At 66.8% G+C, this 18,287-nt stretch carries 15 protein-coding genes; 4 read left to right on the forward strand and 11 right to left on the reverse strand.

Annotated elements, in window-relative coordinates:
- Nucleotides 1-193: 193 nt before the first annotated feature.
- The 3 genes from ASD34_RS02350 to ASD34_RS02360 form a co-directional block, all read right to left on the reverse strand.
- Nucleotides 194-1,258, reverse strand: a complete 1,065-nt coding sequence (locus tag ASD34_RS02350; RefSeq protein WP_016452572.1) for a PDDEXK nuclease domain-containing protein — start codon at nucleotides 1,256-1,258, stop codon at nucleotides 194-196.
- Nucleotides 1,255-2,607: a tyrosine-type recombinase/integrase gene (locus ASD34_RS02355; RefSeq protein WP_016452573.1), complete on the reverse strand. Its 1,353-nt coding sequence runs from the start codon at nucleotides 2,605-2,607 to the stop codon at nucleotides 1,255-1,257. The genes ASD34_RS02350 and ASD34_RS02355 overlap by 4 nt, the downstream gene beginning before the upstream one ends.
- A 324-nt stretch (nucleotides 2,608-2,931) precedes the next feature.
- Entirely contained in the window at nucleotides 2,932-3,867 is a 936-nt protein-coding gene (locus tag ASD34_RS02360; RefSeq protein ID WP_056572278.1) for an NAD-dependent epimerase/dehydratase family protein, read from the reverse strand.
- Between the two features lie 73 nt (nucleotides 3,868-3,940).
- Here ASD34_RS02360 and ASD34_RS02365 point away from each other — a divergent pair, with 73 nt between their 5' ends.
- Both ASD34_RS02365 and ASD34_RS02370 read left to right on the forward strand, forming a co-directional pair.
- Complete coding sequence (locus tag ASD34_RS02365) at nucleotides 3,941-5,005, forward strand: CDP-6-deoxy-delta-3,4-glucoseen reductase (protein ID WP_056572279.1); 1,065 nt, start codon at nucleotides 3,941-3,943, stop codon at nucleotides 5,003-5,005.
- A 38-nt stretch (nucleotides 5,006-5,043) separates the two neighbouring features.
- Nucleotides 5,044-6,021 (forward strand): Bug family tripartite tricarboxylate transporter substrate binding protein, encoded by a 978-nt coding sequence (locus ASD34_RS02370; RefSeq protein WP_056572281.1) that lies wholly within the window; start codon nucleotides 5,044-5,046, stop codon nucleotides 6,019-6,021.
- On the opposite strand, the gene ASD34_RS02375 is transcribed toward ASD34_RS02370, so the two are convergent.
- Nucleotides 5,993-6,769, reverse strand: coding sequence for a Crp/Fnr family transcriptional regulator (locus ASD34_RS02375; protein ID WP_056572287.1), 777 nt, complete (start codon nucleotides 6,767-6,769; stop codon nucleotides 5,993-5,995). The genes ASD34_RS02370 and ASD34_RS02375 overlap by 29 nt on opposite strands.
- Nucleotides 6,770-6,924: 155 nt before the next feature.
- Between ASD34_RS02375 and ASD34_RS02380 the strand changes: the two genes are divergently transcribed.
- The gene (locus tag ASD34_RS02380) at nucleotides 6,925-9,120 is read left to right on the forward strand and encodes a xanthine dehydrogenase family protein molybdopterin-binding subunit (protein ID WP_056572289.1); all 2,196 of its coding nucleotides are present in this window, start codon (nucleotides 6,925-6,927) and stop codon (nucleotides 9,118-9,120) included.
- 11 nt (nucleotides 9,121-9,131) lie between these two features.
- Entirely contained in the window at nucleotides 9,132-9,590 is a 459-nt protein-coding gene (locus ASD34_RS02385; RefSeq protein ID WP_056572291.1) for a (2Fe-2S)-binding protein, read from the forward strand.
- 59 nt (nucleotides 9,591-9,649) lie between these two features.
- Here ASD34_RS02385 and ASD34_RS02390 read toward each other — a convergent pair whose 3' ends face one another.
- The 7 genes from ASD34_RS02390 to ASD34_RS02420 all read right to left on the reverse strand — a co-directional run bounded on the left by ASD34_RS02390 (nucleotide 9,650) and on the right by ASD34_RS02420 (nucleotide 18,209).
- Nucleotides 9,650-10,423, reverse strand: a complete 774-nt coding sequence (locus ASD34_RS02390; RefSeq protein WP_200937499.1) for an ABC transporter ATP-binding protein — start codon at nucleotides 10,421-10,423, stop codon at nucleotides 9,650-9,652.
- Nucleotide 10,424: 1 nt separating this feature from the next.
- Nucleotides 10,425-11,198 (reverse strand): ABC transporter ATP-binding protein, encoded by a 774-nt coding sequence (locus ASD34_RS02395; protein ID WP_056572293.1) that lies wholly within the window; start codon nucleotides 11,196-11,198, stop codon nucleotides 10,425-10,427.
- A 17-nt stretch (nucleotides 11,199-11,215) separates the two neighbouring features.
- The gene (locus ASD34_RS02400; RefSeq protein ID WP_056572295.1) at nucleotides 11,216-12,424 is read right to left on the reverse strand and encodes an ABC transporter permease subunit; all 1,209 of its coding nucleotides are present in this window, start codon (nucleotides 12,422-12,424) and stop codon (nucleotides 11,216-11,218) included.
- Nucleotides 12,425-12,437: 13 nt separating this feature from the next.
- On the reverse strand, nucleotides 12,438-13,367 hold the full coding sequence (locus ASD34_RS02405) for a branched-chain amino acid ABC transporter permease (RefSeq protein WP_056572297.1): 930 nt from the start codon (nucleotides 13,365-13,367) through the stop codon (nucleotides 12,438-12,440).
- Between the two features lie 240 nt (nucleotides 13,368-13,607).
- Nucleotides 13,608-14,900 carry a replication-associated recombination protein A gene (locus ASD34_RS02410; protein ID WP_056572299.1) on the reverse strand — a complete coding sequence of 431 codons (1,293 nt, stop codon included), beginning with the start codon at nucleotides 14,898-14,900 and terminating at the stop codon, nucleotides 13,608-13,610.
- A gap of 26 nt (nucleotides 14,901-14,926) precedes the next feature.
- Nucleotides 14,927-15,568 carry an outer membrane lipoprotein chaperone LolA gene (gene lolA, locus ASD34_RS02415; RefSeq protein WP_056572301.1) on the reverse strand — a complete coding sequence of 214 codons (642 nt, stop codon included), beginning with the start codon at nucleotides 15,566-15,568 and terminating at the stop codon, nucleotides 14,927-14,929.
- Between the two features lie 184 nt (nucleotides 15,569-15,752).
- Nucleotides 15,753-18,209 carry a DNA translocase FtsK gene (locus ASD34_RS02420; protein ID WP_056572303.1) on the reverse strand — a complete coding sequence of 819 codons (2,457 nt, stop codon included), beginning with the start codon at nucleotides 18,207-18,209 and terminating at the stop codon, nucleotides 15,753-15,755.
- Between the last annotated feature and the right edge of the window lie 78 nt (nucleotides 18,210-18,287).

The following is an 18,287-nucleotide window of genomic DNA, read 5'->3' on the forward strand; positions in this document are numbered from 1 at the left end:
GCCCACTGCAAACACCCACCTTTAGGCAAGCGCAGCGCGCAGGCCCGGATCAGCGAGCCGGGCCGGAGGCGTCAGCCGAGTGAAGCGAGGGAACGATGAAAGCCCGAATGGGGCGAAACCCCGCAGGGGATTCGATGCGCAGCACGACAGCGCGACGACGGCACGCCGGGACGCCCGAATGCGAGGAACAGAACTACTCGCTGTCCGTCTTGCGCTGCTCGATTTGCAACCGCGCCCGCTCGGTCGCCTGCTGCAACCGCTCGCCCAGCACGGCGCGCGGTGGCAAGCTGGTCAGGTACTCGGCCACGTGGATGCCCGACTTGTCCAGTTCCAGCAGCTCGATCTGCTCGGACTTCTTGCCGGTGCAGAGGATGATCCCCAGCGGTGAGGCTTCTTCGGACTCCCGCTCGTGCAGGTCGAGCCAGCGCAGGTACAGCTCCATCTGCCCCTTGTAAGCGGCCTTGAACTCGCCGACTTTCAACTCCACTGCCACCAGCCGCCGCAGCTTGCGGTTGTAGAACAGCAGGTCGAGGTGAAAGTCGTCGCCGTCGATCTGGATGCGCTTCTGACGGGCAACGAACGTGAAGCCCACGCCCAGCTCCAGCAGGAAGGATTCCATTTCGCGGATGATCGCGGCCTCCAAGTCGCCTTCCTGCCAGGTGTCTCGCAGGCCCAGGAAATCGAGGATGTACGGGTCTCGCATGACCAGAGCGGGCGACATGCGCTGCGCATCGCGCATCCTCGCCAGCTCTTGCGCAATCGTCTCGTCCGGCTTTTGAGATAGCGCCGTGCGCTCGTACAGCATCGAGTCGATGCGCTCGCGCAGCGTCCGCACGCTCCAGCGCTCGATGTTGGCCATCTGTGCGTAGTAGTCTCGCTGGAGCGGGTCTTTCAGCGGCAGCAAGGCCACGAAATGCGACCAGCTCAATTGTCGTGACAGCGTCACGACAATTGGCTCGTCCGTGTAGGTAGCCGCGAACTGCACCATCCGGCGCAGGTTCTTGTCCGCGAAGCTGCGGCCGTAGTCCTGCACAAGCTGCGCAGCCAAGGTCGGCAGGATCTCATCACCGTATCCGGCCCGCTGACCAGCCAGCACTTCCGTGTGGATGCGCTGGCCGATGCGCCAAAACAGCAAGGTCAGCTCGGCGTTGACCGCTGACGCGGCGCGCTGCCGCGCCGCGTCGATCAGTACTCGAATGTCGCCCAGCAGCGTGGCTGGTGCCACAGATGACGCCACGGCTGCTTTGCGCCTGTTCATGCCGTGACCTCCTTCTGGTCCTGCATCAGATTCGGCGCAGCCCGCTTGGAATCAGGCGGCACGGCGCGCGTGGCGGCTTTGCGATGCCGGAATGGACGGTAGTTACCCAGGCTGGTGCGGGTCTTGTCGTCGTCCGTGACCACAGGAGACGGCTTCGGCAGCGCAGCCGGCGCATGGCCGTCGATGGCGCCCCGGCGTAGGGTGGCCACTTTCTCGGCAGCGGCACGCACCGGGTCATCCTCTGCATGGACATACGCCATGAACTGCGTGACGGTCTTGTGCGCAGTCAGCGCCATGCCGACCTTGATGGGGATACCGGAGTTGGCAATGTCGGTCGCCGCACGATGACGGATGCCGTGTGTTCCGACATGCGCTACCTCTGCGCGGCCTAAGATGCGCTTCCAGCCGTTGTAGTACGTGCTCTCGGGCAATGGCTTCTTGGCATCAAAGATGGCTGGACACACGTAAGGCGAGTTGTCGATGCGGGGCGCATTGCGCAGCAACTGGTACGCCGCCTCGCTCATCGGCTTGGACATATCGCCCGTCTTGCTGTCAGACCAGACGACCCGGCGATTCTCGAAATCCACCCAAGCCCATTCGAGCGTGCGGATTTCGGTCATCCGCGCGGAAAACTCGAATTGCAGGCGAACCGCCAGCGTCACGGTCGGATGCTCCAACCCCAGGGCATCCGCACGGTCGAGGTAAGCATAGAGCCGCCCCAGTTCCTCGTTGTTGATATACCGCGTCTCGCCGTCCTCGCGGTACTTGGGGACGTGTCGGCATGGATTGGAGCCGTCAGGCCGGTAGCCCCACACCTCGGCCATGTTGAACATCTTGCGCAAACAGGCCAGAACCCGATTGGCCGTAACGCCGATCTTTGCCTTGTCCTTCATCAGCGTGGTGATGTGCGCCCGCGTTACGTCCGGCACCTTGAGCTTGCCCAGGGTAGGCAGGATGTGGCGGTCGATGTAGCCCTGGTAGGAATCGACCGTCCGGGGCTTGTTGCGCGGCTTGGAGTATTCCTCGATGAACTGCCCGCACAGTTCCTTGACCGTCGGGGCCATGCGGGCAGCCAGCTTGGCGGCGCTGGGGTCGTCGCCCTTGCGCACGTCGGCCAGCCAGTCCTGTGCGATCGACCGCGCTTGCTCGACGGTCAGCTCGCCGAACTGGCCGATCTTCGGCTTGCGGCGCTCGCCCCAGTTCGTGCGGTACTGGAGCATGAAGACCTTGCGGCCGTGGGCGGTGACTTTGCAGAGAAAGCCGGGGACAATGGTATCCCGCAGTTCGTAATCCTTGCCGGTGACTTCTGCCGTATCGACAGCGGATTTGGTGAGTTTGATCTTAGCCATGACGCCTCCTAGTTCGAGATCGAACGCAGGAACCAGCCAGGAGCCACGGCATCAGAATGTCTGCCGCAATCGGTCTGGTCTAGGCGTAAGGCTAAACGGGACTAGCCTCTTGGAAAACCAAGCGCAGCAAGGCTCTGCGGGTTCCAGCGTGGTCTCATGCTAGTCTCGGGACTCAATCTCAAAATCCCCCACCGAAAGGTGTGCCGGTTCGATTCCGGCCCCGGGCACCATGAGACGACGCCGTCTCACCCCCACATCAAGAAACCCGCTCGCCTTATAGGCGCAGCGGGTTTTTCTTTGCCTCGGGCCCCGGGGCGCCCCATGTCAGCCAGGCGCCGGCAGCAGCCCGGTATGCACCGTCGGATGCTCCAGCCGCACGCGCAGTTCGCGCTTGAGCCGCGTGTTGTCGAGTCGGCGCGATTCGCCCATGAAACTCAGCAGCTGCAGCGGCAATTGCCGCTCGGCTTCATCGCGCGCCACGCGCAGCGGGCGGGACATGCCGTAGAGATCGGCGGCCAAGTCGAAGTAGTCGCCCATGCGCAGTTCGGTGTCGTCCGACGCATGCACCACACGCTGGGGCCTGCCACGGAACAGGGCCGCCATGCAGGCGCGCGCGAGGTCGTCGGCGTGGATGTGGCTGGTGTAGACGTCGTCCTCGCGGCGCAGCACGGGCGTGCCGCGCTCCAGACGACCCCGCGGCGTGCCGTTCTCGCGGTCGGGCGCGTAGATGCCCGGGATGCGCAGGATGCTGGTGCGCACGCCGGTGCTGCGGCCAAACCAGCGTACGGCACGCTCGGCATCGACGCGCCGGTGGGAGCGCGGGGTGTCGGGGCGCACGCCGCGTGTTTCGCTCACGCGCGCACCGCCGCAATCGCCGTAGACGCCGCTGGTCGAGCCGTAGACCAGCGCCGAGGGCAGCGAGCGCAGCCGCAGCGCCTGCGCCAGCGACACGGTGCGCTGGTCGCGCCACCAGGCGGCACCGCCGTCGCGCGCGGGCGGCGCCAGGTGCAGCACGCGGGTGGCGAGGCCTGCCAGGCGGCGCAGGGTGGCGCGGTCGTCCAGGTTGCCCACCAGAGGCCGGATGCCGGCCGTGCGCAGCGCCGCAACGCGGTCGGCCGAGGACGTGAGTGCGACCAGCTGCATGCGCCCGCGCAGGTCGCGCGCCACGCGCTGGCCGACATCGCCGCAGCCGACGATCAGCAGGCGCTCGCGCCGGAACCGGGCCGGCAGTGCGCCGGAGGGGCTATTGATTGAAGGCAAAATCCGGGTTCCTGTCTCTTTTCAGTTGTCCCGGCCGCACGCAGCCGGGAAAGTTCACCCCCGAAGAATACCGATGACTGCTACAGCGCCGCACGAAGCGGGCTTTTCCATCACCGTCGAACCCAGCGGGCGCCATTTTGTGGTCCAGGGCGACGAGACGATCCTCGCGGCCGGCATCCGCCAGGGCATCGGCCTCCCCTACGGCTGCAAGGACGGCGCCTGTGGGTCGTGCAAATGCAAGAAGCTGTCGGGCGAAGTCACGCTGGGCCCGCACCAGAGCAAGGCGCTGAGCGCCGAAGAACAACTGGCCGGCTACGTGCTGACCTGCTGCGCCCACCCGACGAGCGACGTGGTGCTCGAGTCGCGCCAGGTCACCGAAGCTGGCGCCTTGCCGATCCGCAAGATGCCGGTGCGCGTGATGGCGCTCACGCGCCAGTCGCATGACGTGGTTTTGCTGCGCCTGCAGCTGCCGGCCGGCGAGCCGCTGCAGTTCCATGCGGGCCAGTACGTGGAATTCATCTTGCGCGATGGCGCGCGCCGCAGTTACTCGATGGCCAACGCGCCGCACACGGTGGCCGTGCCGGGCACGGGCCTCGAACTGCATCTGCGGCACCTGCCGGGCGGCAAGTTCACCGACCACGTCTTCGGCGCGATGAAGGAAAAGGAAATCCTGCGCATCGAAGGCCCGTTCGGCAGCTTCTTCCTGCGCGAGGACTCCGACAAGCCGCTGATCCTGCTGGCCTCGGGCACGGGCTTCGCGCCGATCAAGGCGCTGCTCGAGCACATGAAGTTCAAGGGCATCGACCGGCCTGCCACGCTCTACTGGGGCGGACGCCGCCCCGAAGACCTGTACATGGACGCGTGGGTGCGCGAGCAGCTGGCCGCGATGCCGAACCTGCGCTACGTGCCCGTCGTGTCGAACGCCACGCCGGAAGACAACTGGACCGGCCGCACGGGCTTCGTTCACCGGGCAGTGCTGGAAGACTTCACGGACCTGTCGGGCCACCAGGTGTATGCCTGCGGCGCGCCGATCGTGGTCGACTCGGCCAGGCGCGACTACGTGGCCCTGGCCGGCCTGCCCGAAGAAGAGTTCTTTGCCGACGCGTTCACCACCGAAGCCGACAAGGCGCTGCCCTGAGCCTTGGCGTTTCCCTTTTTCTTTTTCCGTAGAACAACATGAAGACGAGACACTTCCTCCTGACCCTGATCGCCGGCGCCGCAGTGCTCACCGCCGGCCATGCCGCAGCCCAGCAACACCGCCCGATCCGACTCGTCGTGCCCTACGCGGCCGGCGGCCCGATCGACAACACGGCGCGCATCCTGGCCGAGCAGGTGAAGGACACGCTGGGCGGCCCGGTCATCATCGACAACAAGCCCGGCGCGGGCGGCAACATCGGCGCCGACTTCGTCGCCAAGGCGCCGGCCGACGGCCTCACGATCGGCATCGCGGCCACGGCCACGAACGCGGTGAACCCGTGGCTGTACAGCAAGATGCCGTTCAACGCCGCGACCGACTTCGCGCCGATCACGCAGATGGTGCGCGTGCCCAACGTGCTGGTGATGAACGCCGAGACGGCCAACCGCCTGAACATCCGCACGCTGGCCGACCTGATCCGCTACGCCAAGGCCAACCCGGCCAAGCTCAACTACGCGAGCGGCGGCAACGGCAGCGCCGGCCACCTGGCGGGCGAGCTGTTCAAGAAAGAAGCGGGCATCTTCGCGGTGCACATCCCGTACAACGGCGGCAACCCGGCGCAGCTGGCGCTGCTGTCGGGCCAGGTCGACTTCAACTTCGACAACCTCGCCACGGCCGCGCCGAACATCCGCTCGGGCAAGCTGAAGGCGATTGCGGTCACGACGCTCAAGCGCAGCAGCGCCCTGCCCGACGTGCCGCCCGTGGCCGACACGCTCAAGGGCTTCTCGATCGACACCTGGTGGGGCCTGGTCGCGCCGGCCGGCACGCCGCCCGACGTGGTCGCGAAGCTCAATCAGGCCTTCGTCGCCGCGCTGAATGCGCCGGAAACGAAGACCCGCTTCGCCTCGATGCTGGCCGAGCCGGTCGGCAATTCGTCCGAACAGTTCGGCAGCTTCATGAAGAGCGAACTCGCCAAGTACGAGAAGGTGGTCAAGGCCACCGGGGCGAAGGTGGACTGACGAGGTCGTCCAGGGGCGCTGCGGCCTGCATGTCGGTGGCCGCGGCCATGGCCGCCGCCGCTTCGGCCGCCCCGCTCTGGTAGGTGCGCAGGCCTGCGAGGTCGAGCACTTCCACGCCGCCATGTTCGATGCGCAACAGGCCGTCGCGCTGCAGCGCATGCAGCGCGCGGTTGGCACGCTGGCGCGACACGGCCGACAAGAGGCCGATCTCGTCCTGGCTCAACCGCACGAAGCGGGTGGCGCGCGGATACAGGATCGGGTCGAACAGGCTGGCCAGGCAACGCGCCACGCGCGCGTCCGGGCCGAGCAGCCGATCGAACTCCATGAGGCCAATGAACAGGCTCAGTCGCGCATTGATGTGTAACAACAGAAACCGATTGAATTCGATGCTGGTGGACATCAGCCGCTCGAAACTCTTTCGCGGCACGCAGGCCACGCGCGTGGGCCGCAGCGCCACGCCGTCGTAGCGCCAGCACCCGGGCGTGAGCAGCGAGCCTTCGCCACCCCATCCGCCGGCGGTCACGCCGGTGAACGTGGACACGCGCCCGTCGGGCAGCGACACCGACATCTTCATGAGGCCGTCGATCACGCCGATCCAGTGATCGGCGGGCTCGCCGCGCCGCACGACGAAGCCTCCGGCCGGGACCACGCGCTCGTGCGACTCCTGCACGACGCGATCGAGTTCGTCGTCCGTGAGCGCGCGCGCCCACAAGCTCTCGCGGAGCATGTTCTCCAACGCGTCCGACATCGCGCCTCCTGCTGTCGTCCCTCGTGACATCGCATCGGCCGATCCGTCGCAGGCGCCGGTCGGCGGGGACCGTAAGAAATGTCGTTGCAACGACATCTTCGGCGCGGCGATGGTGCCACAGTCATTCGTGTTCGCCAAACAACAAGGAGACAACGATGAAGCGTTCGAACAAGGATCCGCGCCCCGCGCGCGGACCGGACGACGGGGATGCGCACGGCCTGCGCCGGCGCGACGTGCTCGGCTACGCCACGGCCGCGCCGCTGGCATCGGCGGCGGCCGGGTTCGCGGGGCTCGGCGCCCTCACGGCGCCCGCCGCCGCAGTCGCCGCGCTGCTGCCGATGACGCCGCCCGACACCACCGACCTGATCGACATCGGCGACGCGGTCACGCTCACGTCGCTGCCGACCATGCCGCTGGTGAAAGTGACGAACACCGGCGAGGGCCGCGTGCGCCTTGCGCTGCCGCGCCTCGAAGTGGGCCAGGGCATCGCCACGGCCAGCGCGATGATGCTGGCCGACAAGCTGCGCCTGCCGCTGAGCGCCATCGAAGTCACGTCGGCGGACGCGAGCCCCGAGCTGATCTGGAACCAGCTCACCGGCGGCTCGTCGAGCGTGCGCTCGATGCACGCCGGCATGCCGATGCTGGGCGGCCTGGGCGGCCTGCTCTCGGGCTCCACGCCCTCGGTGGTCGGCCAGCGCGTGACACGGCTCGATGCGCTCGACATCGTCACCGGACGCAAGAAGTTCACGCTCGATCAGGCGGTGCCCAATGCCAAGCCGACGATGGTGCGGCGCCCGCCGACCATCAACGGCAAGTTCGTCGGCATCAACAACATGAACACGGTAATGGCGATGCCGGGCGTGATCGGCGTGGTGCCGATTCCCGCCACGAATGGCATCACGCCGACGCCACCGGGCGTGGCCGTGATGGCCGAGACCTTCGGCCAGGCCTGGGCCGCCGTGAACGCGCTCGACGTGACCTGGGCCGCGGGCCCGCTCGACGGCGAGTCGAACGCCACCATCATGCGCAAGCTGAAATCGTCGCTGCTGCCCTTTGCGCTGCCGCCGCTGGGCGCACTGACGGTCGAGGCCGAGTTCGAGTTCGCGCCGGCCGCCCACTGCCCGATGGAAGTCGAATGCGCGATTGCCGACGTGCGCGCCGATCGCGCGGAAATCTGGGCCGGGCTGCAGAGCCCCATCGTCACCCAGCAGGCGGTGGCCGCCGAGCTGGGCCTGCCGCTGAACAAGGTCGTCGTGCACGCGGTGCCCTCGGGTGGCTCCTTCGGGCGGCGCCTGTTCTGGGACCCGGTGCTGCAGGCGATCCAGGTGTCGAAGGCGCTGGGGCGCCCCTGCCGCCTGATGTACCACCGCACCGACGACATGCGCCACACGCGCATCCGCCCGCCGATCTACCAGAAGGCGCGCGCCACGATGCTGCTGGGCCAGGTGATCGCCTTCGAGCAGCGCATTGCCAGCGTGCGGCTGGACACGCGCCACGGCTTCGGCAACATGCTCGAGGCCGCCGCCATCGCGCTGCCCAACGCCTTCCCGCAGACGGTGGGCAACTTCGCGATCGAGCAGGTGATGTTCAAGACCATGGTGACGTCGCCGTACAACTTCGGCGTCACGACCAAGCTGCTGACGCCAGTGGCGATGGACATGAACACCTGCTCGTACCGCTCGGTGCACATCCAGCCCGCGCGGCTGGTGGAAGAGATCCTGGTCGACGAGATGGCCCGCGCGGCGCGCAAGGACCCGATCGCCTTCCGGCTCGAGTACCTGCGCCTGCCGCGCGCCCGCGCGGTGCTGAAGGCCGTGGCAGAGGCCGCGCAGTGGGGCAAGGCGATGCCGGCGGGCTTTGCGCAGGGCGTGGCGGTGCACCAGGAGTCGAAGTCCTTCACGGCCTGCATCGTCGAGATCGATGCGCGCGTGCCAGCGCAGGCCCGCGTGGTGCGCGCGACCATCGCCATCGATGTCGGCACGCCGATCAACCCCTCGGGCATCGAGGCGCAGCTGCAGGGCGGCCTGTGCGAGTCGATCGCGCTGGTGCTCACCGCAGGCTTGCACATCCAGAACGGCCTGCCGCTGGAAGGCAGCTACTCGCAATACCACTTCTCGCGCATGAAGCACTACCCGAAGGACGTGAAGATCATCATCATGCCGGCCAACGGCGAGGCCATCGGCGGGCTTGGCGAGGTCGGGCTGTCGGCCAGTTCGGGCGCCATCGCCAACGCCTACGGGCGCGCCACCGGCATCAAGCCGCGCAGCTTCCCGCTGAACTTCCCGGTCGACTTCACGCCGATCCCGCCGGGCAAGCTGCCCACGCCCGTCAACGTTGCGATTCCCGCCTGAGGAGACCCGCCATGCCTGTGCAATCTTTCAAGGTGAACGGCCAGAACGTCGACGTCGAGGCGCCCGACGACCTGGCGCTGCTGTGGGTGCTGCGTGACAAGCTCGGCATCACCGGCCCGAAGTACGGCTGCGGCATCAACGTGTGCAAGGCCTGCACCTGCCACGTCGACGGCAAGGCCGTGACGACCTGCTCGGTGCGCGTGTCCGACGTGCGCGGGCGCCAGGTGACGACCATCGAGGGCCTGGCCAACGGCAACACGCTGCACCCGGTGCAGCAGGCCTGGATGAACCTCGATGTGCCGCAGTGCGGCTTCTGCCAGCCGGGGCAGATCATGGCCGCGGTCGACCTGCTGCGGCGCACCCGCACGCCGACGGATGCGGACATCGACGCCATCGAGAACGTGTGCCGCTGCGGCACGTACGGGCGCATCCGCGAGGCGATCAAGGCCGCCGCCGCGATGATGGGCTAGACGTAAAAACGGCCAGCCACCGCGCTCTGCGGTGCTGGCCGGTCGGCGCTGGCCGGTGCTTACTCGCCGAGGTAGGCGGCGCGCACGCGCGGGTCGCGCAGCAGCTCCTTGGCGTCGCCGTTCATCGTGATGAGGCCCGACTCCATCACGTAGCCACGGTCGGCCAGTTGCAGCGCGCGGTTGGCGTTCTGTTCCACCAGCAGGATCGTGACGCCTTGCGATGCAACGGTCTGCACCACCTCGAAGATCTTGTCGCACATGATCGGCGACAGGCCCATGGTGGGTTCGTCCAGCAGCAGCACCTTCGGGCGCGCCATGAGCGCGCGGCCCATGGCCAGCATCTGCTGTTCGCCGCCCGACATCGTGCCGGCCAGCTGGTCCTTGCGCTCGCGCAGGCGCGGGAAGGTCACGAACACGCGCTCCATGTCGCTCGCGATCTCGGCCTTGTCGTTGCGGATGTAGGCACCGATCTGCAGGTTCTCGGTGATCGTCATGCGCGTGAACACGCCGCGGCCCTCGGGCACCATCACGAGGCCCTCGCCCACCAGGTCCCAGGCGCCGCGGCCCTTGATGCTGCGGCCGAGGAATTCGATGTCGCCCGCGCCGGCCGGCAGCGTGCTGGTGATGGCCTTCATGGTGGTGGTCTTGCCGGCGCCGTTGGAGCCGATGAGCGAGACCAGCTCGCCCTCGAACACGTCGAAGTCCACGCCCTTCACGGCCTGGATGCCGCCATAGCCCACCTTCAGGCCACGGACCTTGAGCAGGTTCTTTCCTGCGGCCTTGGCGGCGGCCGGTGCCGTCGCGGTTGCCATCGTTGCTTCTGCGGTGCTCATCTCAGTGTCCTCCGGTGCCAAGGTAGGCCTCGATCACCTTTTCGTTCTTCTGTACCTCGACCGGATTGCCCTCGGCAATCTGCTTGCCGTAGTCGAGCACGGTGACGCGGTCGCACAGGCCCATGATGAGCTTGACGTCGTGTTCGATGATCAGGATCGTGCGGTTGTCCTTGCGGATGCGGTCGATCAGTTCGCGCAGCAGGACCTTCTCGGTCGAGTTCATGCCGGCGGCCGGTTCGTCCAGCGCGATGAGCTGGGGGTCGGTGGCCAGTGCGCGGGCGATCTCGAGGCGGCGCTGGTCGCCGTAGCTCAGCGTGCGCGCCTTGTAGTCGGCGAACTTGCCGATGCCCACGTAGTCGAGCAGCTCCTGCGCGCGCTTGGCAATGGCCGCTTCTTCGGCCTTGAACCCTTTGGTGCGCAGCATGGCGCCGAACACGCCGGAGTGCGTGCGGATGTGGCGCCCCACCATCACGTTCTCCAGGGCCGTCATTTCGGCGAAGAGGCGGATGTTCTGGAAGGTGCGCGCGATGCCGGCCTTGGCCACTTCGTGCACGGCCGTCGGCTGGTAGGGCTTGCCGGCCAGTTCGAAGGTGCCGCTGTCGGGCGTGTACAGCCCGGTGATCACGTTGAAGAAGGTCGTCTTGCCGGCGCCGTTCGGCCCGATCAGGCCGTAGACCTGGCCGCGCTTGATGGTGATGCCCACGTCCGAGAGGGCCTGCAGCCCGCCGAAGCGCTTGGAGATCCCGCGAACGTCGAGGATGGTGTCTGTCGTCATGTCTGTGTGTCCTTGGCTCACGGATTGATGGACATGGGACGCGATGCCGCACCCGGTACTTCGTCGGCGGGCGAGTCGACGCCCGGTGCGTGGGTCTGCAGCGATCCGGGCGCCACGGCCGCATGGGTCGGGTCGACGGGCACGCCGTTCTTCTTGGTCAGCGTCTTGCCATGCTCCGGCGAGGGCCACAGGCCGCGCGGGCGCATCAGCATGATGACGATCATGGCCAGCGCGATGAACAGCTGGCGCAGGATCGACGCGTCGAGGCGGCCGTCGGTCATCGCCTGCAGCGGGCCGGCCACGTAGCGCAGCACTTCGGGCAGCGCAGCGAGCAGCACGGCGCCCAGGATGACGCCGGGCAGGTGCCCGAGGCCGCCGAGCACGACCATGGCGACGATCATCACCGACTCCATCAGGCTGAAGGACTCGGGCGACACGAAGCCCTGGAAGGCCGCGAACATCGCGCCCGACACGCCGCCGAAGCTGGCGCCCATGCCGAAGGCCAGCAGCTTCATGTTGCGGGTGTTGATGCCCATCGCCTTGGCAGCGATTTCGTCTTCGCGGATGGCCATCCAGGCGCGGCCGATGCGCGAGATCTGCAGGCGGTGCGAGATGATGATGGTGGCCACCACAAGCGCCAGGAACAGGTAGTAGTACAGCGTGACCGAGGAGATCGTGAAACCGTCGAACTTCCAGGACTTGCCCAGGTCGAGACCCCAGAACTTGATGGAGTCGATGGCCGTGATGCCCTTCGGACCGTTCGTGATGTTGATCGGCTGGTCGAGGTTATTCAGGAACACCCGGATGATTTCACCGAAGCCGAGCGTCACGATGGCCAGGTAGTCGCCACGCAGCTTCAGCGTGGGCGCCCCCAGCAGTGCGCCGAGCAACCCGGCCACCACCAATGCCAGTGGAATCACGATCAGCAGCGAGGTGTGCAGCCCGTTCGGGAACATCGCCTTGAACCACGGGAAGGTGTCCGAGAGGTGCGACGAACCCATCAGCGCGAAGAGGTACGCGCCGACTGCAAAGAAGGCCACGTAGCCCAGGTCGAGCAGACCGGCGTAGCCGACCACGATGTTCAGGCCGAGCGCGAGCATCACGTAGAGCAATGCGATGTCGGCGATGCGCACCCAGGCATTGCCCTGGGTTTGCAACAGGATCGGCAGCGCCAGCACGGCGACCACGCCGAGGATGTAGAGCGCGAGGTTCTTGCTGTTCTTCATGGTGTGCTGCTCCTCAGGCCCGGTCCGCCACGCGCTCGCCGAGCAGACCCGAAGGCCGCAGCGTGAGCATCACGATCAGCACGATGAAAGCGAAGATGTCGCTGTAGTTGCTGCCCAGCACGCCACCCGTGAGGGTGCCGATGTAGCCGGAGCCGATGGCCTCGATGAGGCCCAGCAAAATGCCGCCGACCACCGCGCCGGCCAGGTTGCCGATGCCGCCGAACACGGCCGCGGTGAAGGCCTTGAGGCCGGGCAGGAAGCCCATCGCGTGTTGCGCGATGCCGTAGTTGGAGGCGTACATCACGCCGGCGATGGCCGCGAGCACGGCGCCGATGATGAAGGTGGCCGAGATGACCATGTCGGGCCGGATGCCCATGAGCGCCGCGACGCGCGGGTTCTCGGCGGTGGCGCGCATCGCGCGGCCGAGCTTGGTGTAGTTGACCAGCCACATCAGCACCACGAGCGAGAACGCGGTGACGCTGAGGATCATGACCTGCGTGGGCGAGATCACGGCGCCGCCCACGTGGATGGGGTCGGTCGGCAGCAGGTTGGGGTAAGCCTTGTTGGTCGGCTTCCAGATGATCATGGCCAGCGTCTGCAGCAGGATCGACACGCCGATGGCGGTGATGAGCGGTGCGAGCTTGGGGCTGTTGCGCAGCGGCCGGTAGGCCACTTTCTCGATCACGAAGTTGAGGCTTGCCGCGACGACGCAGGCAATGATCAGGGCGACGAGGAGGATCAGCCAGCCCGGTGTGTTGGGCATTCCGTCCTTCATGAGCCCGATGATGGTCCAGCTTGTGAGCGCCCCCACCATCAGCACTTCACCGTGCGCAAAATTGATCAGATTGATGATGCCGTACACCATGGTGTAGCCCAAGGCTATCAAGGCATACATGCTGCCGAGAACCAGACCGTTGATGATCTGCTGCAGCAATATTTCCATAACGCGATTCCCTATGTGTTGCACCTTGCGGGTGCCATTCACCTACCGAGGCACCGGTTTGGCGCCTCTGGCTTGACAAGCAAAAAACCAGCCAACATGTGCCGTCGGCAGGTTTGGTGGGCGGGATTTTAGACATGCCCCGGCGCTGTTTTGGGGCAGGATGACCGGGGTTTACCCGCTCACCTCATGCTGTATGTGGGTGAGGTCATGCGCAGCGTGAGCGCATGTTGCAAGACAGTATCAATCGTCTTTTTCAGCGTTGCGGCGGCGCAGCTCGCGCAGCTTTTCGCCGATGCGGATTTCGAGCCCGCGCTCGACCGGCTCGTAGAAAACCTGGCCTTCCATGCCCTCGGGCAGGTAGCGCTCGCCGGCGGCGAAACCACCCTCCTCGTCGTGCGCGTAGCGGTAGCCCTTGCCGTAGTCGAGCTCTTTCATGAGCTTGGTGGGCGCATTGCGCAGGTGCATCGGCACTGGTCGCGTGCTGTCTTTCTTCACCAGCGCGCGCACCGCGTTGTAGGCCTTGTAGACCGCGTTCGACTTGGGCGCGATGGCCAGGTAGACCACGCATTCGGCCAGCGCCAGTTCGCCCTCGGGCGTGCCGAGGCGCTCGTAGACCTCGGCCGCGTCGAGCGCCAGGCGCAGCGCGCGCGGATCGGCCAGCCCGATGTCTTCGCTGGCCATGCGCACGAGGCGGCGCGCCATGTAGCGCGGGTCGGCGCCGCCGTCGAGCATGCGCACGAACCAATACAGGGCAGCGTCGGGGTCGCTGCCGCGCACGGATTTGTGCAGCGCGCTGATGGTGTCGTAGAACTGCTCGCCGCCCTTGTCGTAGCGGCGCATGCGCTCGCCGAGCACGCGCAGCAGCCACTCGTCGCTGATGTTCGTGAGCTTCTCGGCGCCGGCCGCGACGGCCAGCGTCTCGAGCGTGTTGAGCAGGCGGCGCGCGTCGCCGTCCGCGTAGGCGACCAGGCGGTCGATGGCCGCCTCGTCGATGGCCGGAACCGCCTGGATCGATTGCGCCCTGGCGACGATCTGCTTCAGGTCGCCTTCGTTGAGCGACTGCAGCACGTACACCGCCGCCCGCGAGAGCAGGGCCGAATTGACTTCGAAGGACGGGTTCTCTGTGGTCGCACCGATGAAGGTGAACAGGCCCGACTCGACGTGCGGCAGGAACGCGTCCTGCTGGCTCTTGTTGAAGCGGTGCACCTCGTCCACGAAGACGATCGTGCGTTGCTGCGTGAGCCCGTCGCGCGCGGCCGTGGCCTGCTCGACGGCCTCGCGGATATCTTTCACGCCGCCCAGCACCGCGCTGATGCTCAGGAACTGCGCGTCGAAGGCATCGGCCATGAGCCGCGCGATGGTGGTCTTGCCGGTGCCCGGCGGGCCCCAGAGGATGCAGGAGTGCGGCTGGCCCGACTCGAAGGCGATGCGCAGCGACATGCCCGGGCCGAGCAGGTGCTGCTGGCCGATCACGTCGCCGAGCGTCTTGGGACGCAGGCGCTCGGCGAGGGGCTGGTGGGTGCGCGGGGCCAAACCGGGGACTGTCCTGCTGTGGGTGACTACTGCTTGAGCACGTCGGCACCCGCGGGCGCCTTGAACTCGAAGGTGCCGGCAGGCAAGGCGGGGTTCACCTCGACCTTGCTGAACTTGAGCACCGAGCGCTGGCCGAAGCTGTCCAGGATCTCCAGGGCCGCGAGCGCATCGCCCTGGAAGCCGACCATCACGCTCTGCAACTGACCGTCCTTGTTCTTCGGCGTGGCCTTGACCCACTGCAGGCCCTCGCGCTCGGGCGCGGCTTCCAGCGCGAAATCGGCCTGCAGGGCGCGCAGGTCGGCGGCGGAGGCAATCAGCGCCGCGGGCGTCGAACCCAGCGCCTGCGCCTGGGTGCGCTGCGTGACCTGGTTCAGGTCGGCGTCGTAGAGCCAGAGCGTCTTGCCGTCGGCCACGATGCTCTGGGCAAAGGGCTTGCGATAGTCGAACTTGAATTTGCCGGGGCGATGGAATTCGAAGGTGCCGGTCGACGTCTTCACGCGGCCCGGCTGGCCCTCGCGCGGCGGGGCCGTCACGGTCTGGGTGAACTCGGCGCGGCCGGACTTGACGGTCTTCACGAAGGCTTCGAGGCTTTCGAGCCCGTCGGCCCAGGCGCTGCCGGCCACCGTGCAGAACAGGCCGGCCAACAGCCAGAGGCGGGTTTTCTTCATGGGAGATTCCTCGGAAAAACGTTGCTGCGATGTCTGTCGACACTACCCGCAGCAGGTGCCGGCTTCTGTAGGCTTTGACGAAGATTTGCAGTGGCGCCGGTGCGCGTTTGCAAATTGCCTCTCAGCACGTAACCGGCCCTGCATCGGCGGCGATGGTGGGGCCGTGGGGTGGCGCGCTGGCGGCTCACTCCGCCTGGCGCGCGGGCACGAGGATCTCGCGCTGGCCGCTGCCGCTCATGGCGCTCACGAGGCCGGCCTTTTCCATGTCCTCGACCAGGCGCGCGGCGCGGTTGTAGCCGATCTTCAGGTGGCGCTGCACCAGCGAGATGCTGGCCTTGCGGTTCTTCAGCACGACCTCGACCGCCTGGTCGTACATCGGGTCCTTTTCGCCGTCGCCACTGCCGCCAAGCAGGTCGCCGTCACCGTCGCCATCGACCGTGCCGCCTTCGAGCACGCCCTCGATGTAGTCGGGCTCGCCCTGGCTCTTGAGATAAGCCACCACGCGATGCACTTCCTCGTCGCTCACGAAGGCGCCGTGCACGCGGATCGGCAAGCCCGTGCCGCTGGCCATGTAGAGCATGTCGCCCATGCCCAGCAACGCCTCGGCGCCCATCTGGTCGAGGATCGTGCGGCTGTCGATCTTGGAGCCCACCGAGAACGCGATGCGCGTGGGGATGTTGGCCTTGATGAGGCCGGTGATCACATCCACGCTGGGGCGCTGCGTGGCCAGGATCAGGTGGATGCCGGCCGCGCGCGCCTTCTGCGCGAGGCGGGCAATGAGCTCTTCGATCTTCTTGCCGACGACCATCATCAGGTCGGCCAGCTCGTCGATGATCACGACGATGTGCGGCTCGCGGCGCAGCGGCTCCGGATCGTCGGGCGTGAGGCTGAAGGGGTTGTAGATGAACTCCTCGCGCGCCTTGGCCTCGTCGATCTTGGTGTTGTAGCCGGCCAGGTTGCGCACGCCGAGCTTGCTCATGAGCTTGTAGCGGCGCTCCATCTCGGCCACGCACCAGTTCAGGCCATGCGCGGCCTGCCGCATGTCGGTGACCACGGGCGCCAGCAGGTGCGGAATGCCTTCGTAGACCGACATTTCGAGCATCTTCGGGTCGATCATGAGCAGGCGGACGTCGCGCGCTTCGGCCTTGTAGAGCAGCGACAGGATCATCGCGTTGATGCCGACCGACTTGCCCGAACCGGTGGTACCGGCCACCAGCACGTGCGGCATCTTCGCAAGGTCGGCCACCACCGGGTTGCCGATGATGTCCTTGCCCAGGCCCATCGTGAGCATCGACTTGCCTTCGTTGTAGACCTGCGAGCCCAGGATTTCGCTGAGCTTGATCGACTGGCGCTTGGCGTTCGGCAGTTCGAGCGCCATGTAGTTCTTGCCAGGGATGGTCTCGACCACGCGGATCGACACCAGCGAGAGCGAACGCGCCAGGTCTTTGGCGAGGCCGAGGATCTGCGAGCCCTTGACGCCGGTGGCGGGCTCGATTTCGTAGCGCGTGATGACGGGGCCGGGCGAAGCGAGCACCACGCGCACTTCGACGCCGAAGTCCTTGAGCTTCTTCTCGATCATGCGAGAAGTCATCTCGAGCGTGTCGGAAGACACCGTTTCCTGGCGCACCAGCGCGGCGTCGAGCAGGTCCACCTGCGGCAACTTGCTGTCGGGCAGTTCGTTGAAGAGCGGCTTCTGGCGCTCCTTGACGACGCGGTCGCTGCGGGGCACCTCGGTCATCGCGGGCTCGATCTGCACGGGCGGCGATGCGGGGCGGCGCTTGGGCGCGATCTCTTCCTCGTCGTCGAAGCTCGGCTCCAGAGGATCGGAGGATTCGCCGAATGCGGCCTCCTTTGCGGCACGCATTTTCTTCACACGCGGCGCAGGCGCCAGTTCCTCCTCATCGCCAGCACGTTCGCGCGCGGCCTGCTTGCCCATGGCGATGTCGGCCGCCATTTCGCGCTTTTCGCGACGCGACTCGAACAGCGAATAGGCGCGAGCACCAATGCGCTCGGCAATCAGGCTCCACGAAAAACGGAACACCAGCGCCGAACCAATCACGCCACCTGCAATGGCGACCAGCGCCGAGCCCGTGAAGCCCAGCCAGCGCACACTCGCCGGCCCCACAAGATAGCCAAGGGCGCCGCCGCCCGAACCCGGCAGGTGCGATTCAAGCCGGTACAGGCGTGACCATTCGAGCACCGTGCTCGCGCACAGCAGCAGGACGAGGCCGAACCAGAACGCAAGCCGGCTGCGGTTGAAGCGACCGCGCGGGGGGTGCTCGACCGCAGCCGTCGGCTCGCCTCCGCGCAGCCAGCCGGCCAGCGACGAAAGCCACGCGCGCAAACCCGCCGCGAGGCACCACCAGACGGAATAGCCGGCGAGGAAATAGCTGCCGTCGGCCAGCCAGGCGCCGATGCGACCGCCCCAGTTCTTGATTTCAGCGCCCGTGCCCGAGGTCGACCAAGCGGCATCGGACGGGGTGAAGCTCAGCATCGCCAGCAGCCAGAACAGGAGGGCTGCAAACCCGGCGATCAGGGTGATTTCGTGAGCGAAGCGCAGGGCGCGCAGGCGCACGGGTTGCCCTTCGGCAGCGGAAGAAGAAGAGGACGACGATTGAAGCGTATGGAGCGAATAGGTCATGAAAAGCACGGCGCCCAGCCCAAAAAAAAGAGGGCCGGCCGCCCGAACACTACAACAAAAGGCCATGGACGCCGAAAG

The organism is Variovorax sp. Root473, from assembly GCF_001426505.1.
Taxonomy (GTDB): Bacteria; Pseudomonadota; Gammaproteobacteria; order Burkholderiales; family Burkholderiaceae_C; genus Variovorax.